Origin of the sequence: Brumimicrobium sp. (assembly GCA_023957385.1) — a bacterium.
Lineage (GTDB): Bacteria > Bacteroidota > Bacteroidia > Flavobacteriales_D > Crocinitomicaceae > Brumimicrobium.
This window is the reverse complement of the sequence record JAMLGZ010000001.1, coordinates 1639801-1656347: the sequence shown is the minus strand read 5'-3', so window position 1 is coordinate 1656347 and position 16547 is coordinate 1639801. Positions and strand designations below refer to the sequence as shown.

At 33.3% G+C, this 16547-nt stretch carries 20 protein-coding genes; 6 read left to right on the top strand and 14 right to left on the bottom strand.

What is annotated here, in order from left to right; translation table 11 throughout:
• Positions 1 to 101 precede the first annotated feature (101 nt).
• The 5 genes from M9897_07275 (at position 102) to mtaB (ending at position 4181) form a co-directional block, all read left to right on the top strand.
• Positions 102 to 902 (top strand): hypothetical protein, encoded by an 801-nt coding sequence (locus M9897_07275; protein MCO5268678.1) that lies wholly within the window; start codon positions 102 to 104, stop codon positions 900 to 902.
• Positions 899 to 1669, top strand: coding sequence for a hypothetical protein (locus M9897_07270; protein MCO5268677.1), 771 nt, complete (start codon positions 899 to 901; stop codon positions 1667 to 1669). Before M9897_07275 ends, M9897_07270 begins: the two co-directional genes overlap by 4 nt.
• A 1-nt stretch (position 1670) precedes the next feature.
• Entirely contained in the window at positions 1671 to 2165 is a 495-nt protein-coding gene (locus M9897_07265; protein MCO5268676.1) for a hypothetical protein, read from the top strand.
• Positions 2166 to 2239: 74 nt separating this feature from the next.
• The gene (locus M9897_07260; GenBank protein MCO5268675.1) at positions 2240 to 2662 is read left to right on the top strand and encodes a DoxX family protein; all 423 of its coding nucleotides are present in this window, start codon (positions 2240 to 2242) and stop codon (positions 2660 to 2662) included.
• Between the two features lie 181 nt (positions 2663 to 2843).
• Positions 2844 to 4181, top strand: coding sequence for a tRNA (N(6)-L-threonylcarbamoyladenosine(37)-C(2))-methylthiotransferase MtaB (gene mtaB, locus M9897_07255; protein ID MCO5268674.1), 1338 nt, complete (start codon positions 2844 to 2846; stop codon positions 4179 to 4181).
• Here the strand turns inward: mtaB and M9897_07250 are convergent.
• From M9897_07250 to M9897_07225, 6 genes are all read right to left on the bottom strand, one after another.
• Complete coding sequence (locus M9897_07250) at positions 4178 to 4969, bottom strand: PorT family protein (GenBank protein ID MCO5268673.1); 792 nt, start codon at positions 4967 to 4969, stop codon at positions 4178 to 4180. The two genes, mtaB and M9897_07250, sit on opposite strands and share 4 nt — an antisense overlap.
• Complete coding sequence (locus tag M9897_07245) at positions 4962 to 5384, bottom strand: hypothetical protein (protein MCO5268672.1); 423 nt, start codon at positions 5382 to 5384, stop codon at positions 4962 to 4964. Before M9897_07245 ends, M9897_07250 begins: the two co-directional genes overlap by 8 nt.
• Positions 5369 to 5956, bottom strand: coding sequence for a nitroreductase (locus tag M9897_07240; GenBank protein MCO5268671.1), 588 nt, complete (start codon positions 5954 to 5956; stop codon positions 5369 to 5371). Before M9897_07240 ends, M9897_07245 begins: the two co-directional genes overlap by 16 nt.
• A 312-nt stretch (positions 5957 to 6268) precedes the next feature.
• Positions 6269 to 7006 (bottom strand): hypothetical protein, encoded by a 738-nt coding sequence (locus M9897_07235; protein ID MCO5268670.1) that lies wholly within the window; start codon positions 7004 to 7006, stop codon positions 6269 to 6271.
• A 32-nt stretch (positions 7007 to 7038) separates the two neighbouring features.
• Positions 7039 to 7281, bottom strand: a complete 243-nt coding sequence (locus M9897_07230; GenBank protein ID MCO5268669.1) for a hypothetical protein — start codon at positions 7279 to 7281, stop codon at positions 7039 to 7041.
• Entirely contained in the window at positions 7256 to 8287 is a 1032-nt protein-coding gene (locus M9897_07225; GenBank protein MCO5268668.1) for a DNA cytosine methyltransferase, read from the bottom strand. Before M9897_07225 ends, M9897_07230 begins: the two co-directional genes overlap by 26 nt.
• Before the next feature lie 277 nt (positions 8288 to 8564).
• Between M9897_07225 and M9897_07220 the strand changes: the two genes are divergently transcribed.
• On the top strand, positions 8565 to 8954 hold the full coding sequence (locus M9897_07220; GenBank protein MCO5268667.1) for a hypothetical protein: 390 nt from the start codon (positions 8565 to 8567) through the stop codon (positions 8952 to 8954).
• On the opposite strand, the gene M9897_07215 is transcribed toward M9897_07220, so the two are convergent.
• The 8 genes from M9897_07215 to M9897_07180 all read right to left on the bottom strand — a co-directional run bounded on the left by M9897_07215 (position 8941) and on the right by M9897_07180 (position 16542).
• Positions 8941 to 9423: a shikimate kinase gene (locus M9897_07215; GenBank protein ID MCO5268666.1), complete on the bottom strand. Its 483-nt coding sequence runs from the start codon at positions 9421 to 9423 to the stop codon at positions 8941 to 8943. The two genes, M9897_07220 and M9897_07215, sit on opposite strands and share 14 nt — an antisense overlap.
• A gap of 73 nt (positions 9424 to 9496) precedes the next feature.
• Positions 9497 to 10564 (bottom strand): SAM-dependent methyltransferase, encoded by a 1068-nt coding sequence (locus M9897_07210; GenBank protein MCO5268665.1) that lies wholly within the window; start codon positions 10562 to 10564, stop codon positions 9497 to 9499.
• A 140-nt stretch (positions 10565 to 10704) separates the two neighbouring features.
• On the bottom strand, positions 10705 to 11838 hold the full coding sequence (locus tag M9897_07205; GenBank protein MCO5268664.1) for a WG repeat-containing protein: 1134 nt from the start codon (positions 11836 to 11838) through the stop codon (positions 10705 to 10707).
• A gap of 57 nt (positions 11839 to 11895) precedes the next feature.
• On the bottom strand, positions 11896 to 12774 hold the full coding sequence (locus M9897_07200; protein MCO5268663.1) for a lipid A biosynthesis acyltransferase: 879 nt from the start codon (positions 12772 to 12774) through the stop codon (positions 11896 to 11898).
• A gap of 14 nt (positions 12775 to 12788) precedes the next feature.
• On the bottom strand, positions 12789 to 13031 hold the full coding sequence (locus M9897_07195; protein ID MCO5268662.1) for an acyl carrier protein: 243 nt from the start codon (positions 13029 to 13031) through the stop codon (positions 12789 to 12791).
• 3 nt (positions 13032 to 13034) lie between these two features.
• Positions 13035 to 14255, bottom strand: a complete 1221-nt coding sequence (locus M9897_07190; protein MCO5268661.1) for a beta-ketoacyl-[acyl-carrier-protein] synthase family protein — start codon at positions 14253 to 14255, stop codon at positions 13035 to 13037.
• A gap of 2 nt (positions 14256 to 14257) precedes the next feature.
• The gene (gene fabG / locus M9897_07185; GenBank protein MCO5268660.1) at positions 14258 to 14989 is read right to left on the bottom strand and encodes a 3-oxoacyl-ACP reductase FabG; all 732 of its coding nucleotides are present in this window, start codon (positions 14987 to 14989) and stop codon (positions 14258 to 14260) included.
• Between the two features lie 35 nt (positions 14990 to 15024).
• Positions 15025 to 16542, bottom strand: coding sequence for an aromatic amino acid ammonia-lyase (locus M9897_07180; GenBank protein ID MCO5268659.1), 1518 nt, complete (start codon positions 16540 to 16542; stop codon positions 15025 to 15027).
• Positions 16543 to 16547 lie beyond the last annotated feature (5 nt).

The window sequence follows — 16547 nt, the reverse complement described above, 5'->3', positions numbered from 1 at the left end:
TTCAAGAGACAAATGAACCATATCTATACTCAAAAAATAGTCGCGCCATATATTGATTTTAAAATATAAAATTATTTTTGTATTAACTAACTGATTTATACATGAGATTATCTTTCATAGCTTTATTCATTTTACTTGGAAATATAATTTCCCATGCTCAAAATCATGGATTTATTGCAGGATATAATGTAGGACTTTACACATACAGTGAGGCATATATAGAAAATTTAACATCTAAATTTAATCACGGCTGGAGTGTTTTACCCAGTGATAATCATAAATTATTGATTGTTAAACCTAATACTATTGTTCCCGGAACACTTACTAAAGCGATGAAATGGGATCGTATAAACACGGGAATTAAATTAGGTTGGGCAATGCGTGTAGGAGGCATGGGTAGCCGTATGTTTACTGTCAATCTATATTTTCAAGGAGCCACAAATTCAGCAAAAGGACAACGTGGGGATGAAGAGTTAGAGATAAAATCAAAACACGGCGGAATATATGTAGATGTTAATGCATCATTGGCTACCATATTCAGATCCAACAGCAACTTTCTAAACCATATTTTAATTGGCTATGAAATGGGTACAACGGTATATAAATTAAAATACAGTTATAAAAGTACAACGTATGACATTAAGAATGTTACTATGGGAAATAAACATGCATTTTTAGGAAGAGGATCAAAATCTAAATCATGGAATTTCTCATTTGGGTTTGGTTTAACTATTCGACTGCTGGAAACTAGACATGTAGCTTTAGATATTAAATCCTCTTATCTCATGCCTGCAAAATTCTATGACAGATATTATGAAGTTGATGATGACTTTTCAAAGGCTAATCACATGTTTCGTCTAAGTTCCTTAAATAATTCATTTAATTTATCTATCTACTTATGAGAATACACATCATACTCATAGTCGTATTTTTAGGATTGATTCCAGTAGCAAAGTCCCAACGAATAATTGAGGCTTACATTGACGCTGGTGGGTTAGTTTCTGTTATGCCTTTTAAAGAGTTTAAGAATTTTGCAGATTCATATAATACACAAAACAGCCCAAGCAAACCATTAAAGTATAATCCCATTGGTTTTGGTGGAGAAGTTAGCGCAGGTTTGAACGTTTGGTTTTTATACACAAATTTTGGATTTAGCTATGCAAAGAGTATGTTGAGTTATGCTGATAATGTTGATAATTCTCGCTATTTTAACTTTTCTACCTATAATACAAATCTCATTATTGGAGGAAAAGCAGGTAAAGAAAAATTCTATGTTGCCTTTTATGCAGGAATGTCTATCAATAACCAGCGTATTAATTCCTATCTGCAATATGCCAATGGAGAAAAGAGTTATGGCTCAGACTCTAAATACAGTGGCATATATTCAACGTACAGATTTGCAGGTGTTTTTGGGCTTAAATTATCAATTACCTTTAACGATATTATTGGAATGTATTTTGATGCACGTGCTTATCCCTCCTTCTCTAATCTGGTAAAAGGAAAAAGAGGGTACCAAAAATATCCCACAGATTCGATGAACAACTTATCTTCATTTCCTGCAGATGCCAACACCACAGGATATATTTATGAAGGAATGGATTTAAAAGAAACATATAACCAATTTACATTTGGTTTAGGACTTACATTTTACATATTTAGATCAGAGTAATATGAAACGTATTTTAACCCTATTATTGATTACAGTTCTTTTTATTGGTTGCAAAAAAGAATTTGCCAGAAAGGAAAAAGCAAAGATTGCAGGAACTTGGAAGATTGAAACTGTTGAAGTACAATATTACGATATTTCATCAAAAGACTCTATCTACAAATCCAGCAAAGATCTAGGATATCTTCATTTTTACTTAAACGATGATGAAAAGATTGATAATAGCTTCTCTTTAAGCTATACCAATAATTATAGTACTTGGGGAATTAACTCATGTATTATCCCTATCATTGATGGCGCTACTTCTTGGTGGGCCACACCCGGAGGGAAGAGTCTTGGTTTTAGCTATTATTATCAATATAATACACAAACAAAGGGTGTTATAACCATCGTAAAAGCAACTACAAAAAAATTGACTTTACGCCATTTTTATAATAGACCAACTGGACAATTATACTTCTACGAAACATGGAATCTTTCCAAAGAAAAGGTGAAATAAAAAAAATATTCATTCTTTTCGTAAACATTTTGCTATCTTCATTGTTTTGACTGTTTAATTTAAAAATAAACTGTATGATGAATTTATTAACAAAAGAATGGAACAATGGCAAAGATGCCGGAATTTTACTATTGAGATTTATGCTAGGTTTTTTCTTAGTATATAATCATGGATGGGGTAAGTTATCAGTAATATTTAGTGGACAAGAGATTCAATTCATGGATCCAATCGGAATTGGTGCTTCATTATCTTATTACCTAGCTGCATTTGCTGAAGGAATTGCTGGGTTACTTATTTTGATAGGATTATTTACTCGTCCCGCAGCTATCATGTTGATTATTAACTTTATGGTAATCATTTATTTCCATACAACTATGGGAGATAAAATATTAGGTCTTGAATTGCAACTCTTCTTTTTATTAGGATTTGCAACACTTCTTATTTCTGGCCCTGGTAAATTCTCTTTAGACAGCAAACTCTTTGCTAAAGAAAAATAAGAAATTAGAATATGTCGCTTTTTTAACAAAGCCCATTACAGATATTAAAACGCCTTATAGTCGCAATTTCAAGAGATTATAAGGCGTTTTTTATTTTGTGAATTGATAAGAGATCTAGGATTTATTATGAGCATATAATACTTTTCCTTAATTTTGCACTTTCAAAAGACGAAACATCATCATGATTCAATATAAAAGAGTAGCTTTTTATACCTTAGGATGTAAACTAAATTTTGCGGAAACAAGTACAATTGCGCGCAGTTTTGAAGATGCTGGATATGCCAAAGTTGACTTCAATGATTCTCCCGATATTTATGTCATTAACACTTGTTCTGTAACAGATAATGCAGATAAAAAATGTCGCCAGATAGCTAGGAAAGCAAAGCAAATCAATCCTGAAAGTTTTTTAATCATGATAGGTTGCTACGCCCAATTGAAGCCAGAAGAAATAGCCAAAATGTTTGGGGTAAACATGGTATTGGGTGCAAATGAAAAATTTGATGTAGTAAAGCATTTTGAGCAAGCACAGAATGGAACAGAGAAGACAGTAGAATATGGAAAAATCAAAGCTGTTAAAGAATTCATTCCTTCCTTTTCGTATGGAGATAGAACACGTTCCTTTTTGAAAATTCAGGATGGATGTGATTATTTTTGTACCTTTTGTACTATTCCATTAGCACGTGGAAAGAGTAGGAATGCTTCTATTGCAGAGACTATCATTGAAGCTAAGCGAATTGCTTCTACCAATGTAAAAGAAGTCGTTTTAACGGGTGTGAATATCGGTGATTTTGGACAAGGTGGAGATGAGAATTTCTATGGCTTAATCAAAGAATTGGATAAAGTTGAAGGAATTGAACGCTATCGTATTTCTTCAATTGAACCTAACTTACTAACGAATGAAATTATTGATTTTTGCTTAGTAGAATCTAGTCATTTCGCGCCACATTTTCATATTCCTCTACAATCAGGTTCGGATGAATTACTAAAGAAGATGCGAAGAAGGTATTTACGTGCAACTTTTACAAACCGAGTTGAAGAAATTAAACGCGTTTCACCTAATGCATGCATTGGAGTTGATGTAATCGTAGGATTCCCGGGAGAAACGGAAGAACATTTTATGGAAACATACAATTATCTTCGCGATTTAGATATTTCCTATTTGCATGTATTTACTTATTCTGAACGTGCTCAAACAACTGCAAACAAAATGGAAGGAGTTGTTCCTATGGACGTAAGAAAAGAAAGAAGCAAACGTTTACATATTCTATCCGATAAGAAAAGACGTGCATTTTATGAATCCCAAATCGGTAAAACAGGTACCGTTTTATGGGAAGCAGAAAATCACAACGGCTTTTTACATGGTTTTACAGAAAATTATATCCGAGTAAAAAGACCTTATGATATTTCACAGGAAAATCAATTACAAACTGTAAAATATTTAAAAATTGATGAAGACGGAGTGGTTTCCGTTGAAGTCATGGAAGACGCTTTCTCTTTGTTGAGTAAATTACTGAATTAATTCTCGATAGGTCCTCGCATAAAAGGTGATTCCTTTTTTCGCAAGTTAGGGAAGAAATACTTGACATCAAACCCAAATACGGAACCACGAATGCGATTAAATGCAACCACTTTCTGTGTGTCATATCTGTATTCAGTAGCTACATAAAGTTTATAAGATAAGGGGATTCGTGTAGAAATACCCAAGTAAAAAATCCCCGCTTTTTCTGTTCTATATTCAAATCCGATATTAGCATTCACATTAAAATCAAAGAAGTGCAATCTTCTTCCTTCAAATATAAATAGATGTTTATCAGAAGGGTTAATTGGCTTAGGAGAACGAATATTGGATGGATTAAAATTGCCCGACATCCCACCGCTTACATTCATATAAAATTGTTGGCCAAGTCTAATATAGACCAATAAATCGAGTGGTACTTCAAAGCTTACAAAACCTATTTTTTCTTTTGCTACCAAACTTGAATCAGGTACACGGTATTCTACATTATAATTTCTTCGTACATAGCTAATTCCAGTCTCTAACGCCAATAATTTAGTTAACCCTACACGAACCACTCCTCCATAATAATAACCAAAAGTAGGTTTTATAGTTGATTCAAATTGATCTTTATTTAGTTGAAGTGTTTGATCTCCCACGTATCTAAAGGGAATTATTGGTTTAAACTGAAAGCCAAAGAAATTTTCGGTTAATTTAGGTGTATTTGCATTTTTCTTTTGCTTCTTTTGAGCAAAAGATACGGAGTGGATTCCAATCCCAAAAAGCAATATAATTACCCAATATTTATTCATCTACCGTATTCACTGTATCTGAAGTCATCATATCGGGGCGTGTGCAATATCCATACATAGCTAGCGACATAACTCCCAATACAAAAATCAATAAGACCCAACGAAATATATTGTTCTTTATTATAAAACTACGCATTTTAGCTTCTACTTCATAATTGATTTTCTGCACAGCATTATAATCTCTTTCATGAACACCAAACAGGTAGTATAGTCTTTGGCGTGTTCTTGACTCCTCCTCCCCTTTTTCAAACCAAATATTAGCTTCCGTTAAGCGTCGTTCAAATTCATTCGCCTTTTTAATATCCGTAAAACGAAAAACCACATAATCTGGGTTTTTAGGATGGGGCACATAATTCACCAAGCCTAAATCAATTACGCTTTCAACTTTATGTACTTTATCTATTTTTCTATCCATTCAGTTACATATTCAATTGGTTTTCTATGACCTTTAGGCCATTCTTCAGCGGGATATCCTACATAGAACAAACCCAAACAACGGTCCTTTTCTTCTAATCCCAAAAACTGCTTCATTTCATCTGAATATACAACTTTTGGAGTGGCCCAGAACCCACCCAAACCATAAGCCGTACAAAGTAAATACATATTTTGAACACTACAGGCAACTGCTTCAATTTCTTCCAACTCTGTGATTTTTTCTTCAGGTTGGCGTTTCATACAAATAGCAATTACTGCTGAGGACTTGGCTGGTCGACTTGTCATACGATCTAATTTAATGCTCTTTTGTTGTTCAACCGGAGTCAATTGAAGATATAAATCACGCAAAAACTCCCCCAATTTATCCTTACCTTCTTCCATAAAAACCTTAAATCTCCATGGTTGAGTTAACCCATGTGTAGGAGCCCAAACTGCACCATTTAAAAGTAGCTCAATCTGTTCTTTCTGTACCTTTCTACTACTATAAAATTCAGGGAAAATAGTTCTTCTATCTTTAATTAATTCAACTATCTCACTCAAATTATGTCTCATTATTTTCTGTTTATGAAATACAAAGATAGGATGAATATTAAGTTAAACCCGATGCATATTTATAAAAAAACGCATAAAGTCACTAATTACTCATTGATAGTCAATTCTAGATGCATTTCGTGGGCTACAAATGGCAGTAGGTTTAACACCATAATCTGTATTTTAATTTAAATGCATAACGGTCTGGCACTAAAAGCTGGCCGACTTTTCAGTCGAAATTCAAGCTCGAAGCACAAATGTAAATTTAAACAAAAATTTAAAATTGAAGCGTTTATCGCGGCTTGCTTTTAATGTTATGTGATATACCTATTGTTACTTTTTGTAAGGTCCGAGGAATTTATCTCCGTTAAAATGCACCAAATGGTCAGGATTATCAGCAATCCAAACTTCGGTTTCCCAAGCAATGTCAGCTATAAATTGTCTGAACTTTGATCGGGTTAAAAAAGCAGTAACATAAACAATATCAGCCTTGCAATCTTTCGTTAGCTTTTGAAGTTGCAACAGTCTTATTTCTGAAATTGGGCCCGACGAATGAACGGCTTCAATTAAATAAAGCCAATTCTTCTTCTTGGAATAGGCAATAACATCAGGCAATTCTTCGTGTGAAATTTCAAAGAAATTCAGCTTTTCTAATTTCTCTTTTTCAAGATAAAGATATTTGTCCGCTGTATCTCCAATATACAAAACTTCTGCTCCGAAGCCATATCTTGGAAGAAAATCTTCAATAATTGCTTTTTGTAAATCATTATGTTCTCCTGCTGAAAATGTCAATTGCCCTCCTGACGGAAGTGTAACTTCAACTTTTGAAATTTGTCTTTCTCTTTTCAGTTTTTTACTTAAAGGCTCAATATTTTTTAGTTTGTCTTTAACCGTTTTTCCCCAATCTTTCTTTCCAAAACTTCTTATCAATTCCGCATAAGTTGGATTGATTGAATAGCCACGAGTTGAGTCATTGGTAGCAGAATTTGGACTTGATTGTAAAACTACTTCGGCAATTGTCAAAAGCTTTAAATCTTTTCTTCTGATGTCGTCATACGAACCTGAACTGATACTTTCGTTAAAGTATTCGTTTACATAATTGATTATATCTCTTGTTTTAGAGCAAAACCACTATTCAAGTCTTTTACTTTTGTAAGGTCTTTTAGTGTTTTTATATCTCCGCTTGCTAAAAATGCAATTGCCATTCTTTCTAATCTTCGTGGTGTTCCTTCAATAGGAATTCCGAAAGTGTCAAGAATGTAAAGTGCTGTATTGATGAGTTCTTGAATAGCTTTAGGCTTTTCACTAAATGTTTTTGAACTATCTGAACTGATATACTGCTTCATTCTCGAATAATTTAAGTTGCTCAAATTCTGCTACTGGATAATCTTCTGAAGAAGTTTCCATAAGATGAGCTTTTATTTTTTTAGCTAAATGGAATGCGAAGTTTGGGGCAACAGCATTACCAATTTGTGTATATTGATGAGTTTCAGTTCCCTGAAATTCAAACCAATCAGGAAAACTTTGAAGTCTCGCAGCTTCTCTAACTGTAATTCTTCTTCTTCTTCCATCTTTAAGTTTTACTCTGTGCATATCTCCTGTTGCACCTGCAAGGTTGCGACAAGTTAAAGTTCGGGCAGGTTTGTCTAAGTACAAATCTCTCGGATTGATGCATTTGGATGCTTTTTCATAATTTGCCACATATCTGTCCATAGATTCTGTAAAAAATTTAGAATTTTCATCGAATTCAAATGCTAAATTCCCTAATGCTTCTCCTGCCGTAACTTTTTTATGTATTGGGTTAGGTAATTTTATTTTCTGTTTTGAACCAATTACAATTACCCTTTCTCTGTTTTGGGGAACTTCATAATTTACAGCATTTAAAAGTGCGTAATCAATATAATATTCTAAACTTTCAAGTTCATCAATTACTTCTTTTAAATACCATTTATTTTTGTACAACATTCCACGAACGTTTTCAAACATAAAAACTTCTGGATTTAATTGTCGAACAGCTGAAAGAAAGATAGGAAAACCGTCTCTCGAATCTTTTAATCCAAGTTGTTTTCCTCCAACGCTAAACGGTTGGCAAGGCGGACCTCCAATTACAATGTCCGCTTTTGGATAAGTTGATTCAGGGGTAAGTTTCCCTGTTATACATTCTCCTAAAAGATTTGTGTTGTATGTGTTTGAGGCATTTTCGTCCATTTCATAACCAATAGTTTTGAATCCATTGGCTTCAAACCCAAGAGACAAACCTCCACAACCTGCAAAAAGGTCAACTACCGTCTTATTTAAGTCGGTGTCAATCCAAGGTTTTAGTTTATTATTTATCTCTTTCCAATATTCCATTCGGTAAATTTACGAAAATTTTCTTTTGGAACGAAATGTGGTCTTGGCATATCACATAACTGGTTATATTATTAATCATATAGCGGATTTAGTCAAATACAATCTAGGTAAATAAAAACTAATGTTAAAGATTATTTTTGGTATATTATAGTACTGAAACTTATAAAGACAACTATAAGTAACTCTTAACTAATTTGTTAAAATTTAAATTTTAATCTATAAAATTTATTAATTTAATTTATTTACTCTATATTTACTTTGCATTAATCAATATTGAATGTCTAAAAGTACTAATACTAACCGCTACGAGAGTGATATCTCTACTATTCATATAAATGAAGAGGGCATCTTTATTGTTCGTTTAAAAAATACAAACTTACCCTATGATGTTAAAGAAATATCTGCACAATTAGTGTTTATACTTCAACATAGAACTGATGATTTTCATAAAGTAATTTTAGATACCCGAGGAAGTTTGGCTCTCCCTACAGATGAAACGATTGATCATTTTCAGAAACACAATAAACTGGAAAATAAATACGCATTAGTAATTGATAATTTACCAATGGAATTAATGTTGCGATTTACTCTCCACAAGAACTCTTTTTCAAATACAAAAATATTTCGATCTTTTGATTCAGCTAAAGATTGGATTATGAAAGATTAAGGAGTTTTATAATATCCTTCTCATTTTGATTCTCTCGTTCAACAATATAACTAGATTGTTTATAAAACTTTTCCCTATCCATCAAAGTGGTTGTGATAAAATCAAGTAGTTCTTCATCTTTCTTCCCTTTTAATAAAGGTCTATCCCCTGGCGTTTCGCGCAATCTATTGTAGAGTTCTTTAATGGTTCTTTTAAGATAAATAGAAACACCATATTTATTAATCGTTTGTAGATTATTGTTAAAACACGGCAAGCCACCACCTACTGAGATTATAGCATTGTCATCTTTCAGAACAATTGCATTCAGTATTTCTGTTTCTTGTTTACGAAATTCATCTTCTCCGTACGCTTGAAAGAATTCACTAATTGACATTTGAAATTGGCTTTCAATTTCAGCATCAATATCATAAAAGCTATAAGTAAGTTGCTTGGCTAATTTCTTTCCAAGTTTAGTTTTACCTGATCCCATAAAGCCAATCAAAAATATTTTTCTATTGGAGGATGGTAATATATCCCTATTCTTCATGACAAAAGTAGAAATACTACTTCTTTTTACATTTTAAAAGAGTCTGACTAATACCAATTCTATCATGAATTTCTTTAACTTCAAAACCAGCCTCCAGAACATTTTTAATAAATACATCTGAGTGATACATTTGGCTATTTCCATTAGCTAAAGCTGTAAAATAAAGAGAAGTTTGTTGTAATGAGAATGCTCCTGCTTTAAATCGTTGACGATTCCAGAATGGCTCCAAAATATACACAGTATCATCTTCTGTAAGTGCTTCATAACATCTTTTAAGAATAGAAACAATTTCCGCTTCGGAAAAGCAATCTAAGAACTGGCTCATCCATATAGCATTATATCCTTTAGGAAGCTTGTTATCTTCATTCAGAATATTTAGTTCATGGAAGGATACACGATCAATAAACCCTTGACTTTCTATGTTTTTCTTAGCCATATTAATTTGACCAGGAAGATCTACAATACCCATTCGAACATCTTTATCATAGTTCATACAAGCCAACGACCATTTCCCAGTATTTCCACCAATATCAAGAATTTTAGCAGGTTTATCTTTAAATACTAAAGGTAAAACCTGTGCTAAAGCATCATCAGAATAATAATGATCAAACGCAAACCAAGATTTTTGTACTTGGGAAGGCAAAGAAGAAAGTGCTTCATAAATTGTGTTCCATTTCTCTCCAAATACTTTTAGTCCCTCTGGCTTTCCATTAAGTATAGATTCCTCCAAATAAAACATTCCTTCATAACAAACATCATGAACAAAATCCATATTGATGCGAGTCATCTTATCGTTCATAATAAAAATTCCCGTTTTTGTCAAAGTATATTTCCCATCATTCTCAAGGATTAGTCCAATTCCTAAACCTGCCTCAACTAGAACTCGTACACCATAATGAGACACATCTACTTTAGACACAATATCCTCTAAGGTAATACCTTCTCGCCCTGCTTTGATGATTTCATCTAAAATTCCCAAATTTCTTAATGAACGGGTAGCCTGAAATGCTATTGGCGCATAAGCTATCAAGTGTCCATATTCGATTGCATCTAATGCTGATTTACTTTCTTCGTTAAAAAACATATTTCTGATTTGCTGGAGGGTAAATTTAATAATTTGTGTATACTTCTATATAATAATATATTATTTATTTAAAAACCTGATATTTTTCAGGTATTCTTTGTAATGCAGTTTAAATTGAAGAATAGGGATTTATTTCATTTTTATTTTGAAAACAATTCAACATGTTGATACCATTTACCTATGACTTCATCTTTTTCATTAATAAATCCCATATTCTTTTTAGAAGATACACGAGCTAGACCATCGATAAATCCTTTGTTAAAACCGTTAGAGAACAATCCAGAGAAACCAAAGGTTATTTCATACTGAAAAGGAATTACAACCTTCCCCGTTTTATCAACAAAACCCCATGATTTAGATTCTTTCACAGGAGCTAAACCATTATCTCCAAATATTTCCGCATCAGCATATTTCAATTCAATCACCAACTCTCCTTTATCATTTACATAACCCCATTTTTTAGATTTATAAACTGGTGCCATACCAGCATTAAATGCTTTGACTTTATCGTATGTGGGTTCTATCACCCACTTACCTTTATTGTCAATAAAACCAATTTTCCCATTACTCTTTGCATAAGTAATCGTTGATTGTCCTGTAAAATCCCAGATTTTTTCGATTCCTTCAAGCAATTTGAAATCATCATTCATAAACAAGCCAAAAGAAGCACCCTTTTTCGCCCAATAACCATTCTTGTTATAATCTCCTATTTCATCATATTCTGCCTTGATAACTACTTTACCTTTTGTATCAATCATTCCCCATTTTGCCCCATCTTTATAACGAGCTCTTCCGTTAGAAAATGGTTTAATTACTTCATATTGAGGTTCCAAAATATATTTTCCAGATCTATCAATTAGTCCTACTTTCTTATCTACAGTTGTAATAATAGCAATTCCATTTTCTTGAAAGTCAAAATACTTATCAGCAGAAGGAACTTTTAATTTTTCATTTTTAGAATTAACATACGACCATTTTACACCATCAAAGACAAGTGCCCAACCTGAATTGAATTTTTTTGCTTTTTGATATTCAGGCTGGATAACCCACTCTCCTTTCACATCTATATATCCCCACTTCTTGTCAGAAGTCATTGCTGCAGCATAACCATCTGAAAAGCTTTCTGCTTTAGCAAATTTAGGTTTAATAACTTCTTCACCCGATTTATTGATATATCCAAAAAGGTCCTTTTCTTTAACTAAAGCTAGTTCTTGACTATAAGAAACCATACTCAATAGAGTAAAAGACAAACAAAACAATAGAAACTTTTTCATAATAATTAAAATTTAGAATGTAGTAGTAAAAATAAAATACCTCCCAAAGTTAGGAATTTATTTTTTCCAAAAGTTAAAATAATTAAACCATTGATATGGATATTTATCCAACATATTAGCCACGCTTGACACATAAGATTTCAATAGAGCCTTTTCATCTCTATGAAAATCTTGAGCTTCTCTTGCATACAAATGATAATGAGAGGTCCCCTCTTTCATGACATAAACAAATAGAACAGGTACTTTCATCCGTGAACTTAAGAGGAAAGGTCCAGCAGGGAAATAAGCAGGTTCACCCAGAAAAGTTTCTTCTAAATGTTTACTTCCCGGTAGATACCTATCTCCCGTTATACACACCAATTCATTATTACTTAAAGCTGCATTTAAATCGTAGATGTGTGACATATCATCCTTAATCAGGATAAATTTAAGGCGAGATTTTAAAGATAATTTTTCTAAGAAATGCTTGATTTGCTCTTTTTCCCTGTCTGTTGTGACAATATTTGATACAATATCCTCTCCTAAATCATCAAAAAAATACTCGGAAAGTTCGAAATTCCCTACATGAGCACTAATTAAAATAGCCCCACCCCCTTTTTTCATTGCATTTTTAATGTTTTCTATCCCATCAAACTCATAGGTAAATCTATTCCTATTACCAGATGAGACCATCAAGCGATCAATTAAAGTTTGTCCGAAGATGTAATAACTTTTATAGATAGAAAAGAATGATTTTAGAGAAGAATAATTTTGGCGTTTACGAAAATAACTATAGATACTCTTGCTACTTTTCCAAGAAAATAAGAAGTAATAAAAAGCTACAAAATAAAGTAAAAGATAAGAACTCCTTAATCCAAAAGTGCGGATACAAAAAACAAATATTCTATATCCTAATAGACTTCCTTTTGAAGAACCGTCCCATTCAGACTCAGACATGGTTAGAAATTAATTTAGGCTAATTTATTTTCAATTATGTTGTAAAAGTCTTGAAAGGTTGTAATTTGTTTGAAATCCGCCTCTCCTAATTTTACTCCACTTACAGATTCAATTGCCACCACCAGATCAACATAATCTAGACTATCTAAATCTAAGGTGTCTCGAAGATTTGCATTAGGTGTTATTGTATCTGCATCAATTTCAAATTCATCAACCAAAACATTGTTTAATTTTTGTATAATTTCATTCATGGTCATATTCTAATCGTATTTTTTTATTACTAAGGCTGAATTTGTTCCTCCAAAACCGAAGGAATTGGACAAATATACATCAAATTTTTCGTCCACTCTTTTAGGAATCACATTAATTTTACTTGTAACCTCATCCCCTTTCTCAAAATTGATATTTGGTGCCATAAAGTTATTCTGCATCATCAAAGTGGAATAAATGATCTCACTGGCTCCTGCCATCCAGCATTCATGCCCTGTCATCGATTTTGTAGAACTCACATAAGGCTTATCTCCAAAAACATCAAATATAGCAGATGCTTCATTCGCATCCCCTACAGGAGTGGAAGTAGCATGTGCATTAATATACTTTATTTCTTCTGCTGAAAGTCCTGATTGTTTTAAGGCTCTTTGCATAGCTGTTGCTGGTCCGACTGTATTAGGAGTAGAAATATGTCCTCCATTCGAAGAAAAACCATAACCTAGTACCTCTGCAATAATAGGAGCTCCTCGTCTTTTAGCTGATTCTAAACTTTCAATAATAAGCGTAGCTGCTCCACCACTCGGAACGAGACCACTTCTGTTAGCATCAAAAGGCTTAAGCGCCATAGTTGGGGTATCTTCTTCTTTAGCAAAGACTCCTAAGGCGTCAAAACTACACATGCCGTAGAAATTCACCTCTTGAGCACCTCCAGCTATCACGACATCTTGCAAACCATTCTTAATCATTAAATATGCTAAGCCTATGGAATGGGAGCCACTTGCACAAGCAGCGCTAGCCGTAAGATTTATCCCACGTAATCTAAAAATAGTAGATAGATTCATTGTTACGGTGGAATTCATCGATTTAAAAATAGCACCTGAACCAATTAACGCTGTATCTTTTCTTTTTAGCATGATATCAATAGCCTCATAGGTGGACTGTGCAACACTGTCATTCCCATAAATGATACCTACTTCATTCTGGTCTATATAATCTTGGTCTATTTTAGCATTTTTTAGAGCTTCTATCGTTGCCATATATGCATATTCACTCTCCTCTCCCATGCTAATACGCTGTCTTCTACTCAATAAATCCTTTAATTCAGGCTTATCTAATTTTCCTGTTAATGCAGACTGGTATCCATAATCCTTTCGTATTTGCTCGAAAACAATTCCTGACTTCCCTTCGAATAAAGATTGTTTTACTTCCTCAAGATTATTTCCTAAGCAAGACCAAATACCCATTCCTGTTATAACTACTCTATTTTCCATTTTTATGAATAGATACCTCCATTAATATTAATTGTTTCTCCCGTAATGTAAGAGGCTTTTTTTGATACCAAAAATTCTACTAAATCAGCCACTTCTTCGGGTTCACCAAATCTGTTTACAGGGATTAACTGAATTAATTGTCCTTGATCCAATTCTGCAGTCATATCTGTATTTATAAATCCAGGGGCAACTGCATTCACTGTAATATTTCTTTTACCAACCTCTTGTGCCAACGCCTTAGTAGCTGCCACAATAGCTCCTTTAGCAGCAGAGTAATTCGTTTGTCCAGGAGTTCCTTTCACTCCTGAAACAGATACCATATTGACAATTCTACCATAGCGTTTACGTAGCATTTTCTGTATTACAAATCGGGTTACGTTATAAAAACCATTTAAACTAGTATCTATAACATCTTTCCAGTCGTTTTGTTCCATCCACATAAAAAGACCATCTCTGGTAATACTGGCATTATTGACCAATACTTCAATCCATGCATCCGGATTTCTATCCTGCCAATCTGTTAGCACCTTATCAACTTCTTCTTTATTGGAAACATTAAAAGAGAGAATTTCAGCCTTTTTTCCATATCCTTCAACAATCTTCTGAGTCTCTTCTGCCGCTGCCTTATTGGAAACATAATTAATCAGAATGTTGTACTCCGAATTTTTAGCCAATGCTTCACAAACAGCCTTCCCTATCCCTCTTGATCCTCCGGTAATTAGTGCATATTTCATACGTAATCTTTATTTACTTTTAAAATAATAGAAAACTATTTCATTAAAAAATCTTTGGTTCTCTGAATATATGGATAAACAGGATTATCTTCAATTATATCAGGAATAACCTCCCCTAAAGTAGCAATAATTTCTTGACTTTTAGGAGAAAGTTTTTCAATTTTATTTGTGAATTTAATTGCTTGATAAATGGTGATTAACTCAATAGCCATTACTTCAAATGCATTCTCTATTACTTTATGTGTGATTTGAGCAGCATTTGAGCCCATACTCACAATATCTTGGTTGTCATTATTACATGAAATAGAATGCACATACATCGAATTAGATAGCATTTGATTTTCAGCAGTTGTAGAAGTTGCTGTAAATTGCGCCCCCTGAACACCGTAATTCAGTCCTAAAACCCCTCTGTTAGCAAATGGAGGTAGTATTTCGTTGATTTTCGCATTTAACAAATAATTTAACTGTCTTTCTGCCAACATAGAAATACGTGTCACCACTAATTTCAGCTTATCCATTTCTAAAGAAACATAATCTCCGTGGAAATTACCTCCATGGAACACCATTTCTCTTTCATAATCAATAATTGGATTATCATTTGCCGAGTTTAATTCATTCTCTAGCACACGTCCCACATTTTGGATGGTGTCATAAACAGGACCCAAAATTTGAGGGATACAACGAATTGAATAATATTCTTGCACTTTCTCTTTGAAAATTTGCTCATCATTTTCACCTGAATAAAGTATCTCAGCACGGTTCTTCATCAACTTAGTTCCTTTGATTTGATCTCTCATCAAAGAAGCTACGTGCATTTGTCCATCATGTAATTTTACTTCATTTAATTCTACTGAGATATGGTCGTCATAAGCCTCAACTAACTCATTAATTAATGCTGATGCAGCAATAGACCAATGTAGAAGTTTATTAGATTTTTCAAAATTAATCAACCCTATTCCTGTCATAGCAGAAGTTCCGTTAATCAATGATAAACCTTCTCTTACCGAAATCTCAATAGGCTGAATTCCTAACTCTTTAAAAACTTCTGAAGTGTTTCTTCGTTCTCCTTTGTAAATCACCTCACCTTCACCGATTAGACCTAAAGCTAAATGAGCTAATTGTACTAAATCTCCACTAGCTCCTACCCCCCCATGTTCAAAAATGATTGGGTAAACTTCTTTATTAATCAACGTCGTTAAGACTTCAATTACACTTGCGTGCACGCCAGATTTTGCTTGACAAATTGAATTTAAACGTGCTACCATAGCTGCTCTGATAAATGGAACAGGCATAACCTTACCTGAGCCAGCAGCGTGACTACGGATTAAGTTATATTGCAACTGCTTTTGGTCCTCCTCAGAAACACGATATTGAGCCATAGGCCCAAATCCTGTATTTACACCATAGATTACTTTGTTTTTGGAAAAATTCTTAAAAAAATTGTGACTATTATTTAACTTGGTTTTTAAGTCGGTATGAATAGCTAAAATTTCATTATTATGTACGATTGTGTGGAAATCTTTAGCAGTAAGGTATTTGTTTAATTCAATCATTTAAA